The following is a 22,927-nucleotide window of genomic DNA, read 5'->3' as shown; positions in this document are numbered from 1 at the left end:
CTCAGCCGATTTTCGGGCGCGCATCAGCAGTCGCGTCCAGAATATCCAGCGTCATGATGTCCTCCAGCGCCGGCGCGCCATTAGCGAACTGACCCAACGCATCATAAGTGTCGATCTGCGCCTGCCAGTTTGCCGCGTCCATCTGACCCCAGCCATTGGCGGCGGTCAGCCCGTTGAACGAGAAGCCGAGCACGAGGCCGACGGCCTCCATCTCGCTGGCTTTGTCGAGGTTCGGATAGCGTTCGACCAGCGCATCAACGCCCGCTTCCGGGTCGGCGTGGACCGCACCCCAACCGCGCGCCGTGGCGCGGATTGCGGCGGTGATCTTGTCGCCGTTTTCGGCCAGCATGGCATCCGTGGTGTAATATGGGTTGGCGTAAAGCTGAATGCCCGCGTCCCACAACATCATGTCGACACGTTCGTCACCAAGTACCGACAACGCGCCGACGTTGGTTTGCCAACCGGTGACGGCATCGACCTGACCGGTCTTCAGCGCGGCCATGTCGCCGCCCATCACAACGACTTCGACGTCATCCTCGGCAATGCCGTTCTTGGCCAGCAACGCCCGCAACAGAATTTGCGCCGTGCCCTGGGTGCCGATCTTCTTGCCGATCATGTCTTTCGGCTCGTTGATCGGATTTCCCTTCAGCGAGAAATAGGTGAACGGGTGTTGTTGATAACCCGCTGCAACGCATTTGATCGGCAACCCGGCCGAGCGTGCCAGCATCAGCGACGGCGAGGACGAGATCGAGGCGAAATTGTTCGCCCCCGACGCGACCGAGGCGACGCCGTCGATATTCGGTCCACCCGGCACGATTTCGAGCGACAGCCCCTCTTCTTCGAAATAGCCCAGCTTGTCGGCCATTACTTCGCCGAGGATGCCGTTCGAGGCCAGCCAGCCAAGTTGCATGCGAATCTGAAACGTGTCCTGTGCCAATGCTGGCCCGACCGACAGCATAGTGCCGCCTGCCGCCATTCCGGCAGCAGCGCCCATACCCGCAAGGACCCCGCGGCGACTTAGATCGCGTTGTGTCATGTTCTGTAACTCCCAATTGGTTGAGATTCTTTTGCGCAGTGCCCTGATCGTAGACTCTTCGAGGGCGATGCGCATAGAATAGAAAACGCCACGTAGCGGTGCGATTATCGCATCACCCAGGATTTTGGCGGAGCGATGCACGATAAGTTCCTGACATACTTCGATGAAGTCGCACGACAGGGGTCGATCCGAAAAGCGGCGGCCGTTCTGAATGTGGCGTCTTCCTCGGTGAACCGAAAGATCCTCAGCATCGAAGACAGCCTTGGCGTCCGCCTTTTCGACCGGCATGCCGATGGTGTCGAACTGACCGACGCAGGTGCCGTTGTCCTGGAACACTGCCGCAAGACCATTTTTGATTACCAGAAAATTCTCTCGCAAGTCGAAGACATCAGCGAACTGCGCACAGGCCACATCCACATCGCGACGCTGGATTCGGTTGCCCACAGCCTGCTGCCAGAAGTGCTGGACCAATTCTCGCGCAGCCATCCCGAGATTGCTTACACCGTCCAGACCGCGCAGCCAGATGAGGTAATGCTGGGTGTTGCCAATGGCGACGTGAATATTGGCATTACTTTCAGCAATGATCTTTTGCCGGGTGTTCGCATCCATTCGGAAAAATCGACTCCCATCGGGGCGATCCTGCGCCCGGATCATCCGATGGCCGAACGAGATGCGCTCGATATCGACGATCTGGAAGCCTTTCAGGTGGTCAGGTCGTTCGATGGGCGGGCCAAACACTCGTTGTTCACGGATGCAATGTCGGATGCTGATACAAAACTGCCGCGTCAACTGATCACCAATTCCCTGCCACTGGCGCGGGCGCTGATCCTGCGCAAGCACGGTATCGGCATCTACTCCAAGATCGGGTTTCTTGAAGAGATCGAACAGGGGCTGCTGCGCTATATCACCATCCTGTCGCCAGTTCTGAAGGACCTGAAGATGAGCATTCTGATCTCGTCACGCAGCAACCCCTCGCCCGCAACGCATCTAATGTGCCGGTCGCTATCCAGATCGCTCAAGGCGCTTCGATTGGATTCGTGAGGTCAGCGCGCGTTTGAACATGGGGCAAATGTCCGTTCCCATTTCACACCGGACAGAATAGACCCGACTACGATTGTCGCACGTAGTGCACTTTAGCTTTGAACGCCCCTGCCGCGTTTATCCGCTTCGCCAGACATATCATGCGACTGTATCAATGTGCGAAATGTGCAATTCTCCGAAATCCCGAAATTGCATCCATTGCTCACCCATGATGCAGCAAGGGATCGAAGGCGACTGTCCGTTGGAATATGTCCAAATGATCGCGGATACCGAATGGGATCGTTGTTTGAATGCGCTTGATCGCTGTCTTCCGTCGCGCGTTCAAACTGCCGCCAATCAGCGCTACATGGAGCAACCTATAGCGACGGTCAGAGAATCAACTTCAAATTGCGCAAAGATTCGCGATCTCAATATGGGATTGCAATCACATTGATGACAAAAAGTTGCCGTTTTCGAACGCAAATTCCTAAAAAAAGCGAAAACTACCCCCTGTTTTGCGCGACAATCCCCCTCGATTTCCAGAATCCAGTCTCATTCTGTGCACAAACCGGGGCTAACACTTAGGAACTCAGCAATGGTGAGATCGCGGAGATACTGTTGAAAAAGTCCGTTGATTGGCCGCGCACGCTCTGATTCACTTGTTTTGAGGGTGGAGGGTTCGGCGATGATGGGTCCAAGGCAAGTTGCGCAAGGCGCGCTGTTCTATGAGTTCTCGATCGAGAGTTTTGTGCCGAAGGATCATCCCGTCCGGGGAATTGATCGCTTCCTTGATCTGACAGGTGTGCGCCCCTTGCTCGCTTCATACTACAGTGCCAATGGCCGCCCTTCGATTGATCCTGAACTGATGATCCGCATGCTGTTGTTGGGCTATTGTCAGGGCATCCGTTCCGAGCGACGGCTTTGCGAAGAGGTTCATGTCAATCTGGCGTATCGTTGGTTTTGTAAGCTTGATTTGGCTGATCCAGTGCCCGACCATTCGACATTCTCTAAGAACCGGCATGGCCGTTTCCGCGAGAGCGGTTTGTTCCGACATTTGTTCGAGGTCGTTTTGCAGCGCTGCATGGATGAGGGGCTGGTTGGCGGCCACAGCTTTGGTGTTGATGCCAGTCTGATCCCCGCGAATGCAAACCAGACGCGCGGCGTTGAAAGCAAAGACGGACTGCCAGCAGATCTGACGTCCCGTGCCGTCGACGAATATCTCGAGACGCTGGATGATGTGGCCTTCGGTGCTGCGACCAAGGTCGTCCCCAAATACATCTCACCGGCTGATCCAGCAGCGCGTTGGACTGGGGCTGACGGGGGAGCCGCCTACTTTGCCTATTCCACTAACTATATGGTCGATTTGGATAATGCAGTCATCGTGGACGTCGAGCCGACGGCTCCGATCCGGCCTGCAGAGGCGCGGGCAGCAAGGGAGATGATCGATCGTGTACATGAGCGGTTTGGCATCAAACCTGACAAGCTTGTGGGTGATACGGGTTACGGATCAGCCGAGATGTTGGGCTGGCTTGTGGACGAACGTCAAATCGAACCCTGTCCTTCCCCCCTAAAACTGGGCCACTACATTGGTCTTGAGAGGGGAATATGTAATGGCACGGAAACGGCATTCGGACGAAGATGTATTGAAGCTGCTGCGTGAGATTGAGCTGAAGCTGACGGGAGGAAGTGACGTTGCATCGGCGTGTCGTAGCGTCGGCATCAGCGATGCGACATATTACAACTGGCGGAAACGGTTTGGTGGTATGGGACGGTCGCAGTTGTCGGAGATGCGCAGCCTGGAAAAGGAGAATGGGCGTCTCAAGAAGATCGTCGCTGAGCTTGAATTGGACAAGCTGATCCTCAAAGAAAGCCTGAACTACTTAAAGCCCAGGGCCTGACGACTGGGGAGCTCCGTCAGGCCGTTATTCATACGCGCCAAAAGCTCGCGACCTCGGAGCGGAGGACCTGCCGGGTCGTCGGTATGGCGCGAAACTCTCTGCAATATCGACCCGCGCCAAAAGACGATGATGCTCTACGGCTCGCTTTGATCCGCCTGGCCAAGCAATATGGGCGCTACGGCTATCGTAAAGTTTCGGAACTCCTGCGCATCGAGGGCTGGCGGGTCAATCATAAGAAGGTTGAGCGTCTCTGGCAGGAAGAAGGACTGCAACTCCCGCAGCGGCACAGGAAGCGCAGACGGCTTTATCACAAGGACAGCTCGATCATTCGCCTCAGGCCGACGCATCCGAACCACATCTGGAGCATCGACTTCGTTCACGACAAGCTCAGCAATGGCCGGAGCTACAAGATGCTGACCGTTCTGGATGAGTACACCCGGCAGGCCCTGGCCGTGGAAGTTCGCAGCAGGATGGGCGCCGAAGATGTTCTGGAGGCGCTATATCCGCTGCTCCTCTGCCATGGCACGCCGGAGTATATCCGCTCCGACAACGGCCCAGAGTTCGTAGCCAAGGCGATGCAGGAGTGGTTGGTTCGCGTTGGTGTTCGACCAATTAGAATCTATCCGGGGTCCCCTTGGGAAAACGGATACAACGAGAGGTTCAACGGCACTCTCCGGCACGAGATCCTCAACGCTGAATGGTTCACAACAACGAAACAGGCACAGATCGTCATCAATCATTGGCTTAAGCAGTACAACCACACACGTCCGCACCAGGCTCTGAACATGCGACCACCAATGCCAGAAACTCTAATCAGAAATGGCCCAGAACTTGGGGGCTAGACAGCCGTATGTACCTGTATAACCGGTCGGACAACCTTGACGATGCCGCAAAGCAGTTCCTGGACTTTGCAGTATCCGAAGGGGCCGATGGCGTTGTTGCCAAGTCCGGCTTCATCGACCTGGGCATTGTTCGCCGCGCACAGGATCTGAATGGTGATCGTGCACTGGGCCTTATCAACGCCGAGGCTGACAACTTCGAAGCTGGCGTGATGCGGGAAATGCTGGGTGCGATGGTAACCTCGGACCGCCTATCCACCACGTTCCGTTTCCGCCCCGGCTCCTCAACCATGGACGAAAAGGCACAGCTCGATATGGCGCGCCTGATCCGGTTCCTGGCCAATGAACCCGAGGGAACCTCGCTTTCGCTGGTTGGATTTACCGATGACGTTGGCGCGTTCGAAGCCAACCGTCGCCTGTCCGTCACCCGCGCCGAGCAAGTCCGCGACGATCTGCGTGCGGCTGCCGAAGGTGCCCTGGACGATATGTCGATTGACGTGATCGGATTTGGCGAAATCGCTCCGGCCGCCTGCAATGACACAGAGTCGGGTCGCGAGATCAATCGTCGCGTCGAAGTGTGGATCGCAAAAAATGAGGGATGATCAGCACGTGAATCCCGCAAGCGATCCCCGGCAATTGAACGGGGCCGCCGATCACCGTCTGGTCAGCAAGATTGAAGGCCGGAAGACCCAAAAACCGCGACAAATTTACAAGTCGATTAACGAAATGGAAGCCGTCATGCACATTGCCAATTTGTTCAGAATGGCCCCAAAGGCAGCAGCGGTTTGTGTGGCGCTGCTCGCCCAGGGCGGGGCGGCGCATGCCCAGGCCGAAACTGTCTTTGACGGCAGCAAGGCGCGGGTGAACCTGTCGAACAAGCTTCTGATGCTGACGCAAAGCATCGGTTCGGCAAGTTGCCGGATCAACGGCGGCATCGGCACCGACGCCGCGCTGGAAGAATTGAAGACCGCACGCAGCGACTTCAATACAATTCTGACGGGTCTGGAAATCGGGGGCGTTGCCCTTGGCATCCCGGCGCCCGAGAAGCACGGCGTGGTCATCAATTCCATCGCCGAAGTCCGCGAAGCCTGGGCACCGATCGACGAGGCAAGCGAACGGATGCTGGCCGCACGTGGCGGAACCGGGACAGCGGGCGATGTCATCGCAGAACGAAACCTGCTGCTGGAAGCCACCAAGATCCTGGCATCTGACATTTCGGGCAAATACAGCAACCCGCATGAGCTGACACAGGCCGACGCCATGGCCCTTAACATCGCAGGGCGCCAGCGCATGCTGGGGCATCAGGTGGCAAAGCAGGTCTGCGGCATCGCGGTCGGATCCAGCGAACTTGGAACGCGGGATACACTTGCAGAGTCTGTTGGCCTCTATTCAATCTCGCTCAAGGCGCTGCGCGAAGGTTTGGTCGATGCCGGTGTCAACCCGCCGCCGAATGAGGTTATCGCTGCCGAGTTGGAGCAGGTTAACACAAGCTGGGAGGACAAGCTGGCCACCCTTACCGGTGTTCAGGGTGGGGCCGAACCGTCACCGGAAATTGTGGAATCTGTTGCCGAAGTTTCCGGCGAGATGACGAAAGACATGAGCAACATTGTCACGCTCTACATGCTTTCGACCCCTGGTCAGGAAGATGTCTACCGGGTTCCGCTGCAATCCTATGCAGAACGCGACCCACGCCAGCCTGTCCCAGGCAGATATCGATCAGCTTGATCTGGATTGGCGCGCACAGCGCAAACTGGACGAAAAGCCCTTGATTGATCAGTTGCTTGGCCACCCGTCACCGGAATGGCTGCGTACCAAACAGGCCAGCACGGCAAACTTCGTGACCGAAGTATTCGCGATGGACAACCGTGGTCTGAACGTTGCCCAAAGTGTCGAGACTTCCGACTACTGGCAGGGTGATGAAGGCAAATGGAAACTGACGTTCGGAAACGGCAGCGGTGATATTCACATCAGCGAAGTCGAATATGACGAAAGCACCGGCTCTTATCAAAGCCAGGTTTCCATGCCGATCTCTGACCCGGACACCGGCAACCTGATCGGCGCAATCACCTTCGGAATTAACGTTCAGTCGCTGCTGTAACACCAGCAGACGATGGATGACGCCAACGTGAATGGAATAGAGTATGGCACTTAAAAAGTTGATTGAAGAAGCCGACGATGATGGCGCACTGGATGAGCTGAAGCCAGGTACAAAGCTTCTGCACGGACAATATACGATCGTGCGCTACCTCAACAGCGGCGGCTTCGGGATCACGTATCTGGCCAAAGACAGCCTGGATCGGGATGTGGTCATCAAGGAGTGCTATGCCGACGCCTTTTGCCGCAGGACCAATACGGTGGTCAGTGCAAGATCTCGGGCGCATCAGGGCGAATTGAAATCCATCATTCGCCACTTCGTACAGGAAGCACAAAGCCTGTCGAAACTGGTGCACCCGAACATTGTCGGTGTTCATCAGGTCTTTGATGACAATGACACCGCCTATATGGCAATCGACTATGTCGAAGGTCAGGATCTTTTGGAGATTCTGGAGGATCCGAAGAAGAAGTTCGACCCCGATCACGTCGTTGCCATGACGCGGAAATTGCTTGGTGCAGTTGGCTTCATTCACGAACACAGCTTGCTGCATCGCGATATTTCACCCGACAACATCCTGATCGACGCGGCAGGAGAACCGATCCTGATCGACTTTGGCGCCGCACGCGAAAATCTTGCGATGTCGAACAAGAAACATTCGGCGTTGCGGGTCGTAAAAGACGGGTATTCCCCGCAAGAGTTTTATATTGCTGGCAGCGATCAGGGCCCGTGGAGTGACCTTTATGCGCTTGCGGCATCGCTCTATCATGCGATTACGGGTCAGCCGCCGATCAACGGCCAGAACCGCCTGGTCGCAATCGCCGAACAGCGACCCGACCCCTATGAGCCGTTGACCGGAAAGATAAAGGGGTATCCCGCCGGGTTCCTCGAAGCGATTGACAAGGCATTGATCACGATGCCGGCCAAACGCATTCAATCTGCACGCGAGTGGCTGGACATACTGGATGGCACGGTTCCGGCGAACTCGGATGTTCCTGCAAAAGCCAAGGCCGGTAAAAAATCGTCGAAGCCGTCCCAGAAGGCGGGCGCAGCTGCCCCGGCGACTGTGATGCCCAAGGTACAGCGAAAAACGCTGATGATGGCGGGATCCGCCCTGGCGGTCGTCGCAGTTTTGGGATTGCTTGGCTATAACAACTACACGAATAATCAGGCCGCAATTGCCGCCGAGCAGGCCGAAAGCGCCCGCATCGCTGCAGAAGCCGAGACAGCTCGCCTAGCCGCCGAGGCTGAAACGGCCCGAATTGCTGCCGAAGCCGAAGCCGCACGTGTCGCTGCCGAAGCTGAGGCGGTGCGGGTTGCCGAAGCCGCCGAAGCCGCGCGCATAGCGGCCGAGGCTGAGGCCGCGCGGGTTGCAGAAGCCGCCGAAGCCGCACGCATCGCTGCCGAGGCCGAGACTGCGCGCCTGGCCGCCGAGGCAGAAGCGGCCCGCATAGCAGCCGAAGCAGAAGTTGCGCGTATTGCCGCCGAAGCCGAAACAGCACGTATCGCGGCAGAAGCAGATCTCATCAGCATGGCTTTGCAGGCCGAAACGGCAAGCCTGGCTGCAGAAATGCAGGCCGCGCGTCTGGCCGCTGAACAAGAAGCCGCCCGCATCGCCGCCGAAGCCGAAGCCGAGGCCAATCGCCTTGCCGCGGAAGAAGCCGCACGTATTGCGGCCCTGCAAGATTCGGAACGCGCCGCCGCCGAGGCTGCCGAGGCGCTTGCCCTGGCCCAGGCGGAAACCGCACGTCAGGCAGAAGAAGCCGAAGCGAAGCGTATCGCAGACGAAGAAGCCGCCGCCGCACAACGCGCTGAAGAGGCCGAAGCCGGTCGGCGCGCTGCCGAAGCCGAAGCAGGCCGACGCGCCGCCGAGGAAGAAGCCCTTCGGCAGGCAGAAGCCGCCCAGCAAGAAGCCGCACGGCGTGCAGCCGAGCAATCGGCCCAGCCGACCCCTGCCCCGCAAACTGCTGGCGCTGTCGTCGACGCGCCGGTTGTTGCGCAATCGCAAGGCAGCGATGTCCAGGACGCCACTGCTGTCATGTCGGTAACGTCAGCGCTGCTTCCATTCAGCGCCAGTTCTGCTGAGATTGTGTTGAAAAACTCCGTTTTAGGGCCTGAACGATGATTTTTCTTTCCATGCAGCCCGATCCTAAATTTTTGGCGCGGGGGTCGGCCCAAATCGCCTACATGCGCTCACGCGCAGCCATGCGCTGTCTCGTGGTCAAAGCTTTCCGACTATTTCGCTTCATAGGTTTTCGCAAGAAATCCGCGACGCTCTGATTTCGGAGTTTTTCAACACAATCCTGACCCGGCGGCGGTTGGCTCGATCGCCGACGATGCACCCGCCTGGTTGAGGGCAGGAAACAAAATCGTCTCGGTCAACGGCGTTCCGGTCGACTCGATCGGTGACATCCAAAAGGTCGTTACAGCAACTGCGCCGATAGACACCGAAGGGTCCATCGCCGTCGAACTGGGGGTCGAGGATCAGCTAGGCAAAACGGCGATCGTGCGGTCCCTTGACCTTCCCGTCGTCGAAAATCTGGCCCTTCTGAACGGCGTTCAGTTCCAATCGCGTCTTGAAAATGGCGAATGGGTGACCCGTGTAAAAGCAAGCCCCGGTACGAAACCCGACGAATTCCAGAACGGCGACGCGGTGGTTTCTTATATGACGACGAACGAGGCCATCCAGGGTCGGCAGGGACTGCACGCCTTGATGCGCCGCGAAATCGCCAACGGGACCTCCAATTTCAACTTTGCCGTGAACCGTGACGGCGCGATGTGGCTGGTCACCATGTATTACAATAGCGCCGTGGTGAATTAGCGGATGGGAAGCAGAGAAAACACAATTCTGGATCAGAACCGGAAGATGAAATCCAAACCGATGGCAAAGCGAAAACGACAGAATTGATCGTCGCAGTGCTGGCCAAACAAGCGCCAGTCAGACCGACATCAGATACGACAGCGCACAAAGCGCGGCAGAACGCAGATCTCGGCCAAAATAGCAGAGGATAGATTATGGGACTACTTGGCAAACTTTTCAGACGGTCCAGCAAGAACGCGGAAACGCTTGGGACGAACGGAGTAGATGCATTCGATCGCCTAGGCGGCAGCACAGGTGTTGCCCATGAATTCCGCCGATCCGGCGGCGCTGCGCCGAGCCAGCCGAACCCCGCCCAGCCGCTTGCGGCAGTGCACGAACCGCTGGCCGAGCAACCGGCCGAGGATGGCGTGAACATCTGGGATCTGGAAGATTTTGACCCGACAAATCCTGCGGCGACCCAACAAGCCACCGCAGATTTGCTTGACCGCGCCGATGCCGCACCTGCGCGCAAGCGTCGCAACCGGACACGTTTGCTGGGATTCGAACATTCGGACGGGCAGGTTGTTGATCTGTTTGAAAACCCGGTGGAAGCCAAGGTCCAGACCTCGGCCCGGTTCCCGGTTGGTTGGGTGATCGTACTGGATGGGCCCGGACGCGGAGAATCGTTCACGCTGCATACAGGAATGTCATCAATCGGGCGCGGCGAAGACCAGGCCGTCCAGCTTGATTTCGGCGACAATGCGATTTCACGATCAAGCCATGCCGCAATTGTTTTTGACCCCGAAGAGAGTAAATTCGTTTTGGGTCAGGGCGGCAAAAGCAACATCGTGCGCCTGAACGGCAAGCCGGTCATCAGCAATGAGCCGCTGACGACCATGGACAAGATCAACATCGGCGAAACGACGCTTCAATTCATCGCCCTGTGTAACGAGAACTTCACCTGGACAGAAAACAAGGACGACGAGGCGGAAAATGTGGAAATCGCCTGAACCACGCTTTGACGTGGCGTCGGCGGTTTGCCAGGGCGGCCGCGACTATCAGGAAGACGCAATTGTCACCGATTTTCCGGCCGGAACGGATATCGGGGTCGTGGTGCTTGCCGATGGCATGGGCGGGCACGCGGCCGGGGACGTTGCGTCTAAAATTGTTGTTACGGAAGTATATGGAGAACTGAAATTCGAAAGCGCGAATTTTTCGGAATTCGAAACGCAAATCCCGAAATACCTTTTGAAGGCAACCGCAAACGCCAACCAAAGTGTGCGTGAATACGTCGAGGATAACCCCAAGGCGCGCGGAATGGGTGCAACCCTTGTGGCGCTGGTAATGGTCGAAAACCGGATGTACTGGATGTCGGTGGGTGACTCTCCGCTGTATCATCTGCGGGGCGGTAAGCTTTCGCAGCTGAACGAAGATCACTCGATTGCGCCGCAAATTGACTTTATGGTTGAAAGCGGGCTGATGGATCCAGAAGTGGCCAAAAACCACCCGGATCGCAACTGCCTTACCTCCGTTCTGTTGGGCGAAAAGGTCGCGAAATCGGATTGTCCCGGGCGCCCATTCAAACTGGAAGTCGGCGATATGGTTGTCGTTTCCAGCGATGGTCTTCAATATCTGGAAGATCCCAGGATCGAAAAGATCCTGCGGCGTTACCGTAGGCGCAAAAGCGCCGAAATCGCCGAGCATTTGCTGGCCGCGATTCTGGAACTGGCCGACCCGGATCAGGACAATGTGTCGTTTGCCGTGGTCAAACTGAACCATAACAAACCAGTTGCCCGCGTCACCCGCCAGAAACCCGTTGATCTTGTCGAAACGGTGACCGCACGTACCACGCGCGTTGTTGAAATCGACAGCAGCGTCCCACCCGGCATACCCGGCGACGGCGCTGTGCCCGCCAACGACGATGCATCCAGCCCCAAGGTAGCGGGCAGCGCGACCTGATGAACGGGGCGGGCGGGCAAAAGTCAGCGCAGGTCGATCTGGACCCGCTGCTGCGTGGAAAGCATCTCCCGGACGAGGTGCGAAAACGCGCGGAAGCGCTGGTCAAAAGACTGACGACCCCCGTCTGCGCCCGGTGCGCGCCAAAGGCGCAAGGCGCGCACGCCGGACCGGCCCCACCGGTCAGGCGTCGGTTTGAGGTTGGCACTTCGGTCAGAGTTGACGGCTAACACTGCACCATAAGTCATGCCTGTCCCCCGTCGCTGCGCCAGCCCGCCGGTCCGGCGCGCGCCCTGCTTGGTAGGGTTTTTCGTCTTCAGGCATCGTTGCAGATTGAACCGAAGATGCTCCAACCGATGCTCGCTGCCCCAAGCTATTTCAAAAAACCATTGGCCGCAGTGCTCCGTCGCCCGCCAGTACGGCCGCTTTAACTGAATTTCTTGTAGCTTCACGCCCAGATCCCGGTAATTCACGGCAAGTTTCGCGTTGTTCACCCTGAATTGCGGATTGGTTCGCGCCCCGGAGAACGCCCGCTTCACCGGGCTGCCAGATGTTGGCGACATCGAAATCGACAACATCAAAAAGGAGAATTTCAATGTCGTACCTCGTAAACAGCAGCTTTGGCCCCGAAGATCTTGAGCGTGCAACCGTGCCTTTCATTCTTGCCTGTGCAGCCGCCAATCGTGGCCCGGCGCGCGCGTTTCTGACGGGCGATGCGCTGAACCTTGTGGTCAAGGGCCGCGCCGATGGTCTGGCCGCCGAAGGATACCCACCGGTGGGTGAATACATCGCCGAATTCGTCGAAAAAGGCGGGATCATCTGGGTCTGCAAGGTCTGTGCCGCTGTGATGAACATCACCCAGGACGACCTGATCGACGGCGCAGAAATTGCCGGTGCTCCGCACTCGATGGATTTCCTTGAGGCTGGCGGGAAAGTCCTGCTTTGAGGGTTGGCCCCGATGGATCCTGAGGGTTCCCACGCTTTCGCCGTCGCCCAAGATCGAACCTGTGATGCGGCCTTGGCCGCGCATTGGTTCGGGACCGGGCGTCTGCGTCGCACTTTGAATGTGCCAGCAGGTTGAAATGGCCTGCTGGCACCATCTTTGCGCGCCCTGCCCGCAAATTGTACGCCTATTCCAACCCTGCCTTTCGCAGACCGGAAACATAGGTTTCAACCTGTTCAGGGTCGCGCAGATAGAACAGGCGACTTTCGATGAAGTCGCAGGAAATGCCGGGCCGCAAGGCGATCAACCGTTCCAGTGCCGCCTTCGCCTCGCCCTCGTGACCGGCATGTGCCAATGCCGAGGCACGAATGGCTGTCGGCCGATTGTGTTGAAAAACTCCGTTTTAGGGCCTGAACGATGATTTTTCTTTCCATGCAGCCCGATCCTAAATTTTTGGCGCGGGGGTCGGCCCAAATCGCCTACATGCGCTCACGCGCAGCCATGCGCTGTCTCGTGGTCAAAGCTTTCCGACTATTTCGCTTCATAGGTTTTCGCAAGAAATCCGCGACGCTCTGATTTCGGAGTTTTTCAACACAATCGGCCAGTAATGGGCGTTCGGCATCGATTCAGCCTCTGCGGCCCATTTGTCCGCATCAAGAAAATCACCTCGAAACAAAAGCGCAGTTGCGCCGTAACTCAGGAACGCCCAGCGGTAGGGATCATTCGGCGAAACCCGCACCGCTTCTTCAAAGCAGGACATGGCGGCATCAAGGTCGCCCGCATAGGCCATTGAATCGCCAAGCCCGCAATGGGCCTGCGCCATATTGGGGTTCAACTCGATAGCGCTTTTGAGGTGCGAGATTGATTGGTCGTATTCCCCCCGCGCCAGCAGAACCCGCCCCAGCGCAAACCGGACAACGGCGTCATCAGGTTCAAGGCGCGAAGCGGTCTGGGCAAGCTCTAGCGCGTCGTCCAGCAATGCTGTGACATCTGCCGCCTCGAAGTAAATCGCTGAAATGACGATGGCATAGGACAGCCGCGCATAGGCAAGTCCAAAGTTCGGATCCAGCGCGATGGCGCGGCGAAAGTGACGTTGGGCTTGCGAATTCGTTGCGGCGTCGAATTCATACTGGATCGCAAGGCCGCGATGATAACATTCCCAGGCGTTCATATCGTCAAACGAAAGGCTGCGCGTACTGCGCCCGGCAAGCCGCGCAATTGATGCCTCCAGCGATCCGACGACAGCGTCTGAAAGATCATCCTGAAGCGAAAACAGATCATCGGTCGACCGGTCAAACCGTTCCACCCAAAGGTAACGCCCATCACGCGGATCGGCCAGTTGCACAGTCAGGCGAAACCGATTTCCCTGCGATCTGAGCGATCCGTGTATAAGATAGTCGATCCCCTGTTCGCCAAAAAGCGCGCTCATCTCGGCGCCGGTCAGGCGTGCGCCGTGGGTGTTGGCACCGGCCTTGATGGTCAGCCAGCTGAACCGCGAAAGCTTGGTCGACATATCCTCGACAAGGCCATCAACAAGAAACCCATGATCGGCTTCGGACGCCATCCACGCGAAGGGCACTATCGCGATCGAGGTTTGCCCATCTGCAGCGTCGGGGGCACGTTCGGCCATTGGCAACGCAGAAGCCGGAGGCGAGGCCGACAGCGCCGGGTCATTTGGTGAATGCTCTGCGGGCGCAAAGGTTTCACCACGGATCTGCGCGATCAGTTCGCGCAATTCCTGCCCGACACCGATCCCCAGTTCGTCTTTCAAAGTGCTCTCATACTTCTGGAAATGCTGGATCGCCTGCGCGCGTTCACCATTCTGCGCCAGAAGTCGCAGCAGGACGCCATGGGCGGCGTCACTCCAGGGGTTCAACTGGGTCACCCGGCGCGCATGCACAAGCGCCTGTGACATGTTTCCGTTGCGGGATTCGGCATCCGCCGCACGTTCCAGAAGCTTGCAGGACAGCTCATTGATACTTTGGCGTTCCGATGAAATCCAATCTTCGAACTCTGCCTGTTGCCCGAAAAATCCATCCAGAAGCGGGCCACGCAGCAAGGCAACCGCGGCGATCGCGTCCTGGACCCGGTCGTTTTCGGCCAGTTCGGTGAACCGGTCCAAATCAACACGCACCACGGCAGGGTCGAAACTGATCCTGTCATGTTCGATAACCAACGCACGGTCACCGTCAGGCAGGATGCGGCGCAGCTTGGCAATCGCCTGGCGCAGGCTTTGGCGCGCCTGATCCGTGAACCGGTCGCCCCAGAACAGATTGACGATCCGGTCGCGCGTCGGCGGCATCCCCATATTCATGGCCAGGAAAGCAATAAGCCCCTGCGTCTTTGCCCCCGCCACATTGATTGCTGCACCGTCTTGAGAGAGGACTTCGAATTTCCCGAACAGTTTCACGTCAAACATGGCGTTGACCCGTTTGAATGGCTGGCGTTCACAGTAAGTGGGTCACGGCAAAGATTGAAGAGAAACTGAAAAACATGCCCGCAGGCGGGGGCCGTGCGGCGACTCTGGTGGCCAAATTTGGGCCGATCCTGACCCAAAACGACCAGATTTTTGTGGATCGCCCAGGTTTTTTTTCAAATTCACCCCCGAATTCACAGCAGAGTTCACGGCAGGCTCACGGCGCTTTTTGATCCGGCTGGGACATTGCTGCCAGTTCGAAACACCACTCTAGGAGCCAAACTCAATGACCTTCATCAATGATACCCGTCCCAGCAAACCCGCGATCATCGGGCCCTACAGCGTCTGGCCACGGCGGCGCCTGCGTCGTCGCCCCGCCCTATTCGCCGCGGGGGGTGCCGCAAGTGTCGGGATATTCCTGCATTGCATCCTACCGATTTTGGCCGGCGCGTAAGACTTGTAGCGAGGAGCAGGAAAATGACACACTTGGATCGAAGATTACCGCAGCCGCAATGTGCGGCCCAAAGGAATACGCAGATGCAGAAGATCAGAGACTCGATTCTGGATACGATTGGAAACACCCCGATCGTGCGGATCAACAACATCGGCCCAAAGCAGGTCGAGCTTTTCGTGAAGCTGGAAGCGTTCAACCCGCTGGGATCCGTCAAGGATCGCTTCGCGCTTGCCGCGATCGAGGCGGCCGAGGCGTCAGGTGCCCTGAAGCCGGGCCAGACGGTGGTCGAAGCGACCTCGCGCAACACCGGGATCGGCCTTGCGATGGTCTGCGCGCAGAAAGGGTATCCCATCGTCGTGACAATGGCCGAGAACTTCAGTGTCGAGCGGCGCAAGCTGATGCGGTTTCTTGGTGCCAGGGTCGTGCTGACTCCGGCGGCCGAAAAAGGTTCGGGCATGGTCGCCAAAGCTGAAGAGCTTGCAGAAAAGCACGGTTGGTTCCTGGCCCGCCAGTTCGAGAATGAAGCCAACGCGGATATGCATTCGCGCACGACTGCGCCGGAAATCCTCGACGCGTTTGGTGCCAATGAGCTCGACTTTTTCGTGACCGGATTTGGCACCGGCGGCACCCTTAAGGGCGTGTCGCGCGTGCTCAAGGAACGCAGCCCCAAGACACGGATCGTGCTGACCGAACCAGACAATGTGCCCGTCATGGGCAGCGGGATTGCGCAGGAACGCGATGCCGACGGCAAACCGACCGCAAGCCACCCGATGTTCCGCCCGCATCTGATGCAGGGCTGGTCGCCGGATTTCATCCCGAAGCTGGCCGAGGATGCCGCGACCCATATCGACGGCTTTCAACCTGTCGCCGGTGTCGACGCGCTTCAGGCCGCACGCGATCTGGCCACCAAGGAAGGCATCTTCTGCGGCATCAGCAGTGGCGCGACCTTTGCCGCCGCCCTGAAACTTGCCGAAACTGCACCGGCTGGCGCAAAGATCCTCGCGATGCTTCCGGACACGGGCGAACGCTATATGTCGACGGTCCTGTTTGACGAAGTCGCCGAAACCATGACCGACGAAGAGATGGAGATTTCGCGTTCGACCGACGGCTATCGTTTTGATGTCAGCGGCAGTGCAGCACCTGCCACGGCAGCCGAGCCTGCGAAAGCGCACGCGACGGCCTTCGTCGAACAGACCATCGCCGAGAATAAGGTGACCATGTTCGCCCTGGAATGGTGCGAGTTCTGCTGGTCCGTCCGAAAGATGTTTTCAGCAGCCGGTATCGAATACCACTCGGTCGACCTCGATTCAGTTGCGTTTCAGAAGGACAACCTGGGCGGCGATATTCGCGCCGATCTGCGCCAGCGCTGTAATGCGCCGACAATTCCGCAGATTTTCGTGGATGGGCAACATATCGGTGGCGCGACCGAGACCTTCGATGCCTTCAATGATGGGTCATTGAAAGCGATGCTTGCCGAGGCCAGCGTGGCCTTCAACGCAGATATGGACCGGGACGCATACAGCTTCCTGCCGACATGGCTGCACCCAAGATGACGCCATCGTCCGGGACCGACGGGCCGCTTGCCCCCCTGGCGGCGGCGGCCGATTATGCCGTGCGGTATCGGGATCAGACCCGCCCGCTTCACCCGACTGTGACAGCCGACGACCTTCGCGCCCGGTTTCGGATCGCATTGCCGGAAGCGCCCCGCGATGGCACGGCGGTGATCAACGATCTGATCGCCGCCGCCGAACCGGGTTTGGTCGGCAATACCGAGGGCGAATTTTTCGCCTGGGTGATGGGCGGTTCCAGCCCTGTCGGGGTCGCCGCCGACTGGCTGACATCCGCCTGGGGGCAGAATGCGGCGATCTATCAGACGTCGCCCGCTGCTGCCATCGCCGAGGAGGCGGTTTCAGACTGGCTTCTCGATCTCCTCGACCTGCCGCGCGACGCGTCGGTGGGGCTGGTGACGGGCGCGACAATGGCGGCGTTTGTCGGGCTTGCCGCCGCACGCACGGCAGTTCTGAAACGCGCGGGACATGACTATGAACGCCTCGGGTTGCAGGGCGCGCCGACGCTGCGCGTTTTTCTGAGTGACGACGCCCATGTTACCAACCACACGGCCATCCGGCACATCGGTCTGGGGGACGCAAACTGCGCCCGCATTCGCTCGGATGCACAGGGGCGGATGGATGTTCAGGCGCTTGAACACGCCCTTGCCGCGCACTGCGGGCCCAAGATCATCATCTCGCAGGCGGGGCACATCAACTCGGGCGCGTTCGAGGATATTGCGGCAATTGCCGGGCTGGCGCAGCGCTACGGTGCGTGGCACCACGTCGACGCGGCCTTCGGCCTCTGGGCGCGGGTTCTGGCGCAAAAGGCACCGTTGACGCAGGGGATCGAGCTTGCGGACAGCTGGTCGGTGGACGGGCATAAATGGTTGCAGATCCCCTATGACAGCGGCTTTGCAATCGTGCGCGACAGTAATGCACATCGCCGCGCGATGGATATTTCTGCCAGCTACCTTAACGAAGCGGCCCAGGATGGGCGCAATCCGACCCACTTCAACCCCGAACTGTCGCGCCGTGCCCGCGGGTTTGCCGCCTGGGCGACGCTGCAATCGCTGGGGCGGTCCGGGGTGCGCGATTTGGTTGAACGGCATTGTGACATCGCGCGCGTGCTCGCACAGGAGGTCGCCCAGATCCCGGGCCTGCAGGTCCTAAACGAGGTGGACTTGAACCAGGTCGTAATCGGAACCGACCTTGGCCCCGGCGCGATTCAGGCGATGACCGAAGATCTGAACGCCCCCGGTGATATGTTCGTGCGGCCCACCCAATGGAAAGGTGCCGATGTGCTGCGCGTTTCGGTCATCAATCCAATGACAACGACCGACGGCATCCAGCGCCTTGCACGCAGACTTAGCGACAGCCTTAGCGCCTTTCAGGCGAAACGCCCGGCACGGCAGGGCGGACCGGGATCATGAACACCCTTTCAGACGGGAAGAACATGGCACAGTTTTCCAACCAATCAGTATTGATAACCGGCGCAAGCGGTGGCCTGGGGCGGCAATTGGCGATCGACTTTGCCAAACGGGGCGCGAAGGTCGCGCTCAACTATGCCAACTCACGCGACAAGGCCAAGGGTGTCGCGTCAATGATCAGGGATGGCGGCGGCGAAGCGCTGGTCATCGGCGCGGACATTTCCCAATCGCGCGACGTCAACAAAATGGTTGAAACGGTCGAAAGCGCCTTTGGTGGTATCGACATTCTAATCAACAACGCAGGCCTCAGCCAGGATGCGCCCTTCCTTGACATCAGCGAAGAGGCCTGGGACCGGGTCTGCGACGTCAATCTGAAGGGGCCGTTTCTGGTGTCCCAAGCTGTCGGGCGACTTATGGTGGCGGCCCGGCAAGGGCGGATCGTCAACATTTCGGCAACCTCTGCCATCGTGGCGCGCACCGGAAACGCCAATTACGCGGCCTCCAAGGCCGGGCTGAACATGCTGACGCAGGTCATGGCGCTTGAACTTGGCCCCTGCGTAACCGTGAACGCAGTTGCCCTTGGGTTTGTCGACAGCGACCTTCTGCGTGCGTTGTTTTCGGCGAACGACATTGAACAGATCGAACTGAGTCTTCCTTTGGAGCGGCTGACCACATTTGAAGAAACATCGGCATTTGTTCAGATGCTGGCGTCAGGTACCGCATCATATGTCACCGGTCAGATCATCCCCTTCGACGGGGGCCGCGTGATGCGCTAAAGCGTTTCGACATTAACCTGAGACATATCCGGCGGCCTTAAAGTAGTTCCAGCATTCTACTGGGTCGTAGAGATCGCAGATTGCTCCGATTGCTTCGAAGACCTGGGTAAAGGACCTGGCCCCGATCCGTCGCAAATGGGCTTTCAGTTTAGAGAAGGCCTGCTCGATGGGATTCAGGTCGGGCGAGTACGGTGGCAGGTAAAGGAACCAGCAGCCGTGATTGCGTAAAGCCTGCGTCGCCTCCTTATTCCGGTGGGTTGCCAGGTTGTCGAGAATGACGACAGTGCCGGGGTTGATCTCGGGGACCAGCACTTCGCGGATGTAGGCCGCGAAGGCGGGGCCATCTATCGCTCCCTTGATGACCCAAGGTGCGATCAGCGCGCCTTGGGTCAGGCCCGCGATCAAGGTTTGGGTTCCCCAGCTTCCGAAGGGCGCATCCATCGTCAGGCGCTTACCGCGCTTGGCTCTGCCGCGTAGGCGCGTGAGGTTTGTCTTCACTGCGGTTTCGTCAATAAAGACAACGCGCTCAGGAAAGGTCGCAATGGCTGGCGAGCGGTATCTGAACCAGTCGGCCCGTTGCTGCCTTACCTTGGCGCGGCGGCGCTCGGTTGCGACCAGCGACTTTTTTTGTACGTGAAGCCGAGCCGGGACAGAAGGTTGGCGATGGAGGAGTGATGCACCCGCACACCCTCTGCATCGGCCAGCGCATTACGCAACTCAAAGAGCGTGATGTCAGGGTCTTGTGCGATCAACTCCTCAAAGAATTCCCGATGCGGAGCCAGCTTTCCCTTGCCGCGCGGCGGTCCCTGCCGGGCAGGTTCCGCATGACCCTTCATCCTCACCTGACGCGCCCACCGCGCGCCTGTGGCAGGCGACAGCTTCAACCGCAACGCCGCCGCGCGCCCGCTCAACCCTTCTTCAATGTATCTCTGAAACCGTATCCGAAGCGCAGATGGCAAAGGTGCTGACATGATCCATCCTCCCAAACAGGATGAATCACAGATCAGGTCTCAAGGGAATCCCTCGCGATTCAGGTTCAAGCCGAAACGCTTTAGGCTAAAAAAACCGCTAACAGGACCGCGACTCGCAACCAAGATATCGCAACAAGAGAAAGCACTTTTACTTGAGATTTCAGACGCAACGCTGTTTAGCGAAGTTTCAGAAGTCGAAAGTGCAGTGCACTCTCTGAACGATTTGCTGGATCGGCACGAAAAAGCGTTCGTGAAATTCTCGGAGTCACTGATCACGCAAGGGGCAAACGTTGACGGCCGCGTAATTTCAGGACACTTCACGATCAAACAAACTGACTTGATCGGTTTGTCCGATCTTGAGGGTCACATTCGATCGCTGGTCACGGATGCGCGCACTCATTCTGACGAAACATTGGGACGCGTATCAAAAATGATGCGCGAGAACTTTGGGAAAAGTTTTGAATATGCTCCGGACATAACAAGGACTGGCAGTCGGCAAACTTTGAATAACAACGGGTAGCCCTATCTTAATGCGCGACCCCGTTTGAGGTATTGGCAAATTGACCAGGTGACCGATTTTGGCTAATTTTGTTGGAAAACTCCTGCTTGATCGAGGGCTATGGCGCTGATTCAATCCTCTCAACAAGCGGGAGGATCAGCCATGATGGGACCGAGGCAGGAAGCACAGGCGGCGCTGTTCTATGAGTTCTCGCTGGAAGACCATGTCCCGCAAGATCACCTGCTGCGATCGATTGATCGTTTCGTCGATCTGAGCAGCATCCGCGCCCATCTTGCCGATTTCTACAGCCACACCGGTCGTCCTTCGATCGATCCTGAACTGCTGATCCGGATGCTGATCGTCGGTTACTGCTTCGGCATCCGGTCCGAGCGGCGGCTCTGTGAAGAGGTACACTTGAACCTCGCGTACAGGTGGTTTTGTCGGCTCGACCTGGCCGATCGGGTGCCGGATCACTCGACCTTTTCAAAGAACCGGCATGGTCGGTTCCGCGAGAGTGAGCTGCTGCGCCATCTCTTCGAGACCACGGTCGCGCGATGCATCGCCGAAGGTCTCGTCAGCGGTCAGCGCCTGGCCGTCGATGCCAGCTTGATCGAGGCGGATGCCAACAAGCAGTACTCTGCGCCAAAGGAAGAATGGGACATTGCGCGGATCGATGCAGACGCTGCACCCCGCGCGGTCCGCGAGTATCTCGACACTCTGGATGAGGCCGCATTCGGAGCAGCGACACCGGTCGAGCCAAAGTTCACGTCCTATTCCGACCCAGCCAGCCAGTGGACGGCGGCGCGTAAGGGTCCCGCATTTTTTGCCTACTCCGACAACTATCTCATCGATACCGATCATGGTGTCATCGTCGACGTGGAAGCGACACGGTCGATCCGTCAAGCCGAGGTGGGGTCAACCAAGACGATGCTGAAGCGGGCCAAAGAGCGCTTCGATCTTCATCCCGAACGGCTGATCGCCGACACCGCCTACGGATCGGGACCCATGCTCGGATGGCTGGTGGGTGAAAAGATCGCACCGCACATCCCGGTCTTCGACAAAGCCGGGCGCACCGATGGCACCTGGTCCCGAGCTGACTTCGAATGGGATGCCGAGAACAATCAATACATCTGCCCGGAAGGCGAGGCTCTGAAGCAGTTCCGCCGAAACTACTCCGACCCCAATCGCGGCCCAACCGGCAAGGGCGTGGCCAAGTACCAAGCGCTGAAGCACACCTGCCAATCCTGTCCTTCCAAGCCGAAGTGCTGCCCGAATGCCGACGCCCGTAAGATCACCCGTGAGGAACATGAGGACGCTCGCGACATCGCCCGCGCAATCGCCAAAACGCCGCAATACAAGATCTCGGTGAAGCTCCGGAAGAAGGTCGAAATGCTCTTTGCCCACCTCAAGCGCATTCTCGGCCTGGGACGGCTCCGATTACGTGGACCATGCGGCGCAAATGACGAATTCCTGCTCGCCGCCACTGCCCAAAACCTTCGCAAACTGGCAAAGATCTTTCCTGCACCGCAGCAAACGCGCAAAGCCTGATCAGAAAGGCGCTCGCGCTATGTTCAAATCGCTACTTTCTGCGCCCGCAACACGTTGTTTTTCCACAGAATCGACGCAAAACGGGCACGGACCGGTGGTGCAACTAAGCGCTGACCTTCAATTCCCCTAACGCATCACGCGCCACCTCCAACTCCCAGTTCTTCTGCAAATTCATCCAGAATTCAGCCGTTGTGCCAAAGGCCGCAGCAAACCGCAGCGCCGTATCTCCTGTGATCGAGCGCCGCCCCGCCGCAATCTCGCTCACCCGGTTGGCAGGCACGCCGATCTTGCGGGCCAGTGCCGTGGCGGACAGCTTGAGGGGTTTCAGAAACTCCTCGGCCAACACCTCGCCGGGATGGATTTGGGTAATGGTGTCAGTGATAGTCGCAGATTTCGACGTCATGGGCCTCTCCTTCACTCCAACGGAAGCAAATCCGGTATTGGACGTTGATGCGGATCGAATGTTGCCCGGCACGGTCGCCTTTCAGCGCTTCAAGCCGGTTGCCAGGCGGAACCCGCAGATCGTCGAGCACGACCGCCGCCCGCAGCATTTCGATCTTGCGCAGGGCGATCCGTTCGATATTCGCAAATTTTCTGACGCGCTGTCGTGCCGCAAGCCCGGCGGTATGCTTGTCCGCAAACGACGCAATCATACGTGATACGTATCACGTATTTTTTCAAAGTCAAGCTCATGTGAAGCGG

Annotated in this window: 25 protein-coding genes; 17 read left to right on the top strand and 8 right to left on the bottom strand. The window is 58.3% G+C overall.

Features of this window, described 5'->3' with window-relative positions; translation table 11 throughout:
• Position 1: 1 nt before the first annotated feature.
• The gene (locus tag GKR99_02270; GenBank protein NKB26434.1) at positions 2–1,036 is read right to left on the bottom strand and encodes a nitrate ABC transporter substrate-binding protein; all 1,035 of its coding nucleotides are present in this window, start codon (positions 1,034–1,036) and stop codon (positions 2–4) included.
• Between the two features lie 135 nt (positions 1,037–1,171).
• On the opposite strand from GKR99_02270, the gene GKR99_02265 reads away from it, so the two are divergent.
• From GKR99_02265 to GKR99_02230, 8 genes are all read left to right on the top strand, one after another.
• On the top strand, positions 1,172–2,077 hold the full coding sequence (locus tag GKR99_02265) for a LysR family transcriptional regulator (GenBank protein NKB26433.1): 906 nt from the start codon (positions 1,172–1,174) through the stop codon (positions 2,075–2,077).
• A 664-nt stretch (positions 2,078–2,741) separates the two neighbouring features.
• Positions 2,742–3,716: a transposase gene (locus GKR99_02260; protein ID NKB26432.1), complete on the top strand. Its 975-nt coding sequence runs from the start codon at positions 2,742–2,744 to the stop codon at positions 3,714–3,716.
• Positions 3,667–3,954, top strand: coding sequence for a transposase (locus tag GKR99_02255; GenBank protein NKB26431.1), 288 nt, complete (start codon positions 3,667–3,669; stop codon positions 3,952–3,954). The genes GKR99_02260 and GKR99_02255 overlap by 50 nt, the downstream gene beginning before the upstream one ends.
• Entirely contained in the window at positions 3,900–4,796 is an 897-nt protein-coding gene (locus tag GKR99_02250; GenBank protein ID NKB26430.1) for an IS3 family transposase, read from the top strand. The genes GKR99_02255 and GKR99_02250 overlap by 55 nt, the downstream gene beginning before the upstream one ends.
• Positions 4,797–4,804: 8 nt before the next feature.
• Positions 4,805–5,395, top strand: coding sequence for an OmpA family protein (locus GKR99_02245; GenBank protein NKB26429.1), 591 nt, complete (start codon positions 4,805–4,807; stop codon positions 5,393–5,395).
• Entirely contained in the window at positions 5,328–6,518 is a 1,191-nt protein-coding gene (locus GKR99_02240; protein ID NKB26428.1) for a hypothetical protein, read from the top strand. Before GKR99_02245 ends, GKR99_02240 begins: the two co-directional genes overlap by 68 nt.
• Positions 6,466–6,891 carry a hypothetical protein gene (locus GKR99_02235; protein NKB26427.1) on the top strand — a complete coding sequence of 142 codons (426 nt, stop codon included), beginning with the start codon at positions 6,466–6,468 and terminating at the stop codon, positions 6,889–6,891. Before GKR99_02240 ends, GKR99_02235 begins: the two co-directional genes overlap by 53 nt.
• Positions 6,892–6,934: 43 nt before the next feature.
• Positions 6,935–9,010 (top strand): protein kinase, encoded by a 2,076-nt coding sequence (locus GKR99_02230; GenBank protein ID NKB26426.1) that lies wholly within the window; start codon positions 6,935–6,937, stop codon positions 9,008–9,010.
• Between the two features lie 58 nt (positions 9,011–9,068).
• Here GKR99_02230 and GKR99_02225 read toward each other — a convergent pair whose 3' ends face one another.
• Positions 9,069–9,227: a hypothetical protein gene (locus GKR99_02225; GenBank protein ID NKB26425.1), complete on the bottom strand. Its 159-nt coding sequence runs from the start codon at positions 9,225–9,227 to the stop codon at positions 9,069–9,071.
• Between the two features lie 8 nt (positions 9,228–9,235).
• On the opposite strand from GKR99_02225, the gene GKR99_02220 reads away from it, so the two are divergent.
• The 3 genes from GKR99_02220 to GKR99_02210 all read left to right on the top strand — a co-directional run bounded on the left by GKR99_02220 (position 9,236) and on the right by GKR99_02210 (position 11,644).
• Positions 9,236–9,706: a hypothetical protein gene (locus tag GKR99_02220; protein ID NKB26424.1), complete on the top strand. Its 471-nt coding sequence runs from the start codon at positions 9,236–9,238 to the stop codon at positions 9,704–9,706.
• A gap of 194 nt (positions 9,707–9,900) precedes the next feature.
• The gene (locus tag GKR99_02215; GenBank protein ID NKB26423.1) at positions 9,901–10,695 is read left to right on the top strand and encodes an FHA domain-containing protein; all 795 of its coding nucleotides are present in this window, start codon (positions 9,901–9,903) and stop codon (positions 10,693–10,695) included.
• Complete coding sequence (locus GKR99_02210) at positions 10,679–11,644, top strand: SpoIIE family protein phosphatase (protein ID NKB26422.1); 966 nt, start codon at positions 10,679–10,681, stop codon at positions 11,642–11,644. Before GKR99_02215 ends, GKR99_02210 begins: the two co-directional genes overlap by 17 nt.
• A 23-nt stretch (positions 11,645–11,667) precedes the next feature.
• Here GKR99_02210 and GKR99_02205 read toward each other — a convergent pair whose 3' ends face one another.
• Positions 11,668–12,135 (bottom strand): hypothetical protein, encoded by a 468-nt coding sequence (locus tag GKR99_02205; protein ID NKB26421.1) that lies wholly within the window; start codon positions 12,133–12,135, stop codon positions 11,668–11,670.
• Positions 12,136–12,191: 56 nt separating this feature from the next.
• On the opposite strand from GKR99_02205, the gene GKR99_02200 reads away from it, so the two are divergent.
• A complete protein-coding gene (locus GKR99_02200) occupies positions 12,192–12,587 on the top strand; it encodes a sulfur reduction protein DsrE (GenBank protein NKB26420.1) in 396 nt (131 codons plus the stop codon).
• Positions 12,588–12,771: 184 nt separating this feature from the next.
• Here GKR99_02200 and GKR99_02195 read toward each other — a convergent pair whose 3' ends face one another.
• Both GKR99_02195 and GKR99_02190 read right to left on the bottom strand, forming a co-directional pair.
• Complete coding sequence (locus GKR99_02195) at positions 12,772–12,939, bottom strand: hypothetical protein (GenBank protein ID NKB26419.1); 168 nt, start codon at positions 12,937–12,939, stop codon at positions 12,772–12,774.
• A 186-nt stretch (positions 12,940–13,125) separates the two neighbouring features.
• Complete coding sequence (locus tag GKR99_02190; protein NKB26418.1) at positions 13,126–15,003, bottom strand: tetratricopeptide repeat protein; 1,878 nt, start codon at positions 15,001–15,003, stop codon at positions 13,126–13,128.
• 534 nt (positions 15,004–15,537) lie between these two features.
• On the opposite strand from GKR99_02190, the gene GKR99_02185 reads away from it, so the two are divergent.
• The 3 genes from GKR99_02185 to GKR99_02175 are packed head-to-tail and all read left to right on the top strand — an operon-like array spanning position 15,538 to position 19,207.
• The gene (locus GKR99_02185) at positions 15,538–17,007 is read left to right on the top strand and encodes a pyridoxal-phosphate dependent enzyme (GenBank protein ID NKB26417.1); all 1,470 of its coding nucleotides are present in this window, start codon (positions 15,538–15,540) and stop codon (positions 17,005–17,007) included.
• Entirely contained in the window at positions 16,989–18,434 is a 1,446-nt protein-coding gene (locus GKR99_02180; protein NKB26416.1) for an aspartate aminotransferase family protein, read from the top strand. Before GKR99_02185 ends, GKR99_02180 begins: the two co-directional genes overlap by 19 nt.
• Positions 18,431–19,207 carry an SDR family oxidoreductase gene (locus tag GKR99_02175; protein ID NKB26415.1) on the top strand — a complete coding sequence of 259 codons (777 nt, stop codon included), beginning with the start codon at positions 18,431–18,433 and terminating at the stop codon, positions 19,205–19,207. The genes GKR99_02180 and GKR99_02175 overlap by 4 nt, the downstream gene beginning before the upstream one ends.
• A gap of 12 nt (positions 19,208–19,219) precedes the next feature.
• On the opposite strand, the gene GKR99_02170 is transcribed toward GKR99_02175, so the two are convergent.
• Positions 19,220–20,178 (bottom strand): IS630 family transposase gene (locus GKR99_02170; protein NKB26414.1). Its coding sequence is split into 2 segments (ribosomal slippage): positions 19,220–19,834 and positions 19,837–20,178, totalling 957 coding nucleotides; the frame shifts between segments, so codons are not numbered across the junction.
• Between GKR99_02170 and GKR99_02165 the strand changes: the two genes are divergently transcribed.
• Both GKR99_02165 and GKR99_02160 read left to right on the top strand, forming a co-directional pair.
• Positions 20,177–20,698, top strand: coding sequence for a hypothetical protein (locus GKR99_02165; GenBank protein ID NKB26413.1), 522 nt, complete (start codon positions 20,177–20,179; stop codon positions 20,696–20,698). The genes GKR99_02170 and GKR99_02165 overlap by 2 nt on opposite strands.
• Positions 20,699–20,839: 141 nt before the next feature.
• Positions 20,840–22,225, top strand: a complete 1,386-nt coding sequence (locus GKR99_02160; protein ID NKB26412.1) for an IS1182 family transposase — start codon at positions 20,840–20,842, stop codon at positions 22,223–22,225.
• A 103-nt stretch (positions 22,226–22,328) separates the two neighbouring features.
• Here the strand turns inward: GKR99_02160 and GKR99_02155 are convergent, their stop codons facing one another.
• Together GKR99_02155 and GKR99_02150 are read right to left on the bottom strand one after the other, a co-directional pair.
• Positions 22,329–22,628 (bottom strand): HigA family addiction module antidote protein, encoded by a 300-nt coding sequence (locus tag GKR99_02155; protein NKB26411.1) that lies wholly within the window; start codon positions 22,626–22,628, stop codon positions 22,329–22,331.
• The gene (locus GKR99_02150) at positions 22,600–22,878 is read right to left on the bottom strand and encodes an excinuclease ABC subunit A (GenBank protein ID NKB26410.1); all 279 of its coding nucleotides are present in this window, start codon (positions 22,876–22,878) and stop codon (positions 22,600–22,602) included. The genes GKR99_02155 and GKR99_02150 overlap by 29 nt, the downstream gene beginning before the upstream one ends.
• Between the last annotated feature and the right edge of the window lie 49 nt (positions 22,879–22,927).

It is taken from the genome of Paracoccaceae bacterium, assembly GCA_012103375.1.
Classification (GTDB): domain Bacteria; phylum Pseudomonadota; class Alphaproteobacteria; order Rhodobacterales; family Rhodobacteraceae; genus WLWX01.
The sequence above is the reverse complement of the archived record's forward strand: the minus strand, read 5'-3'. Positions and strand labels throughout refer to the sequence as shown.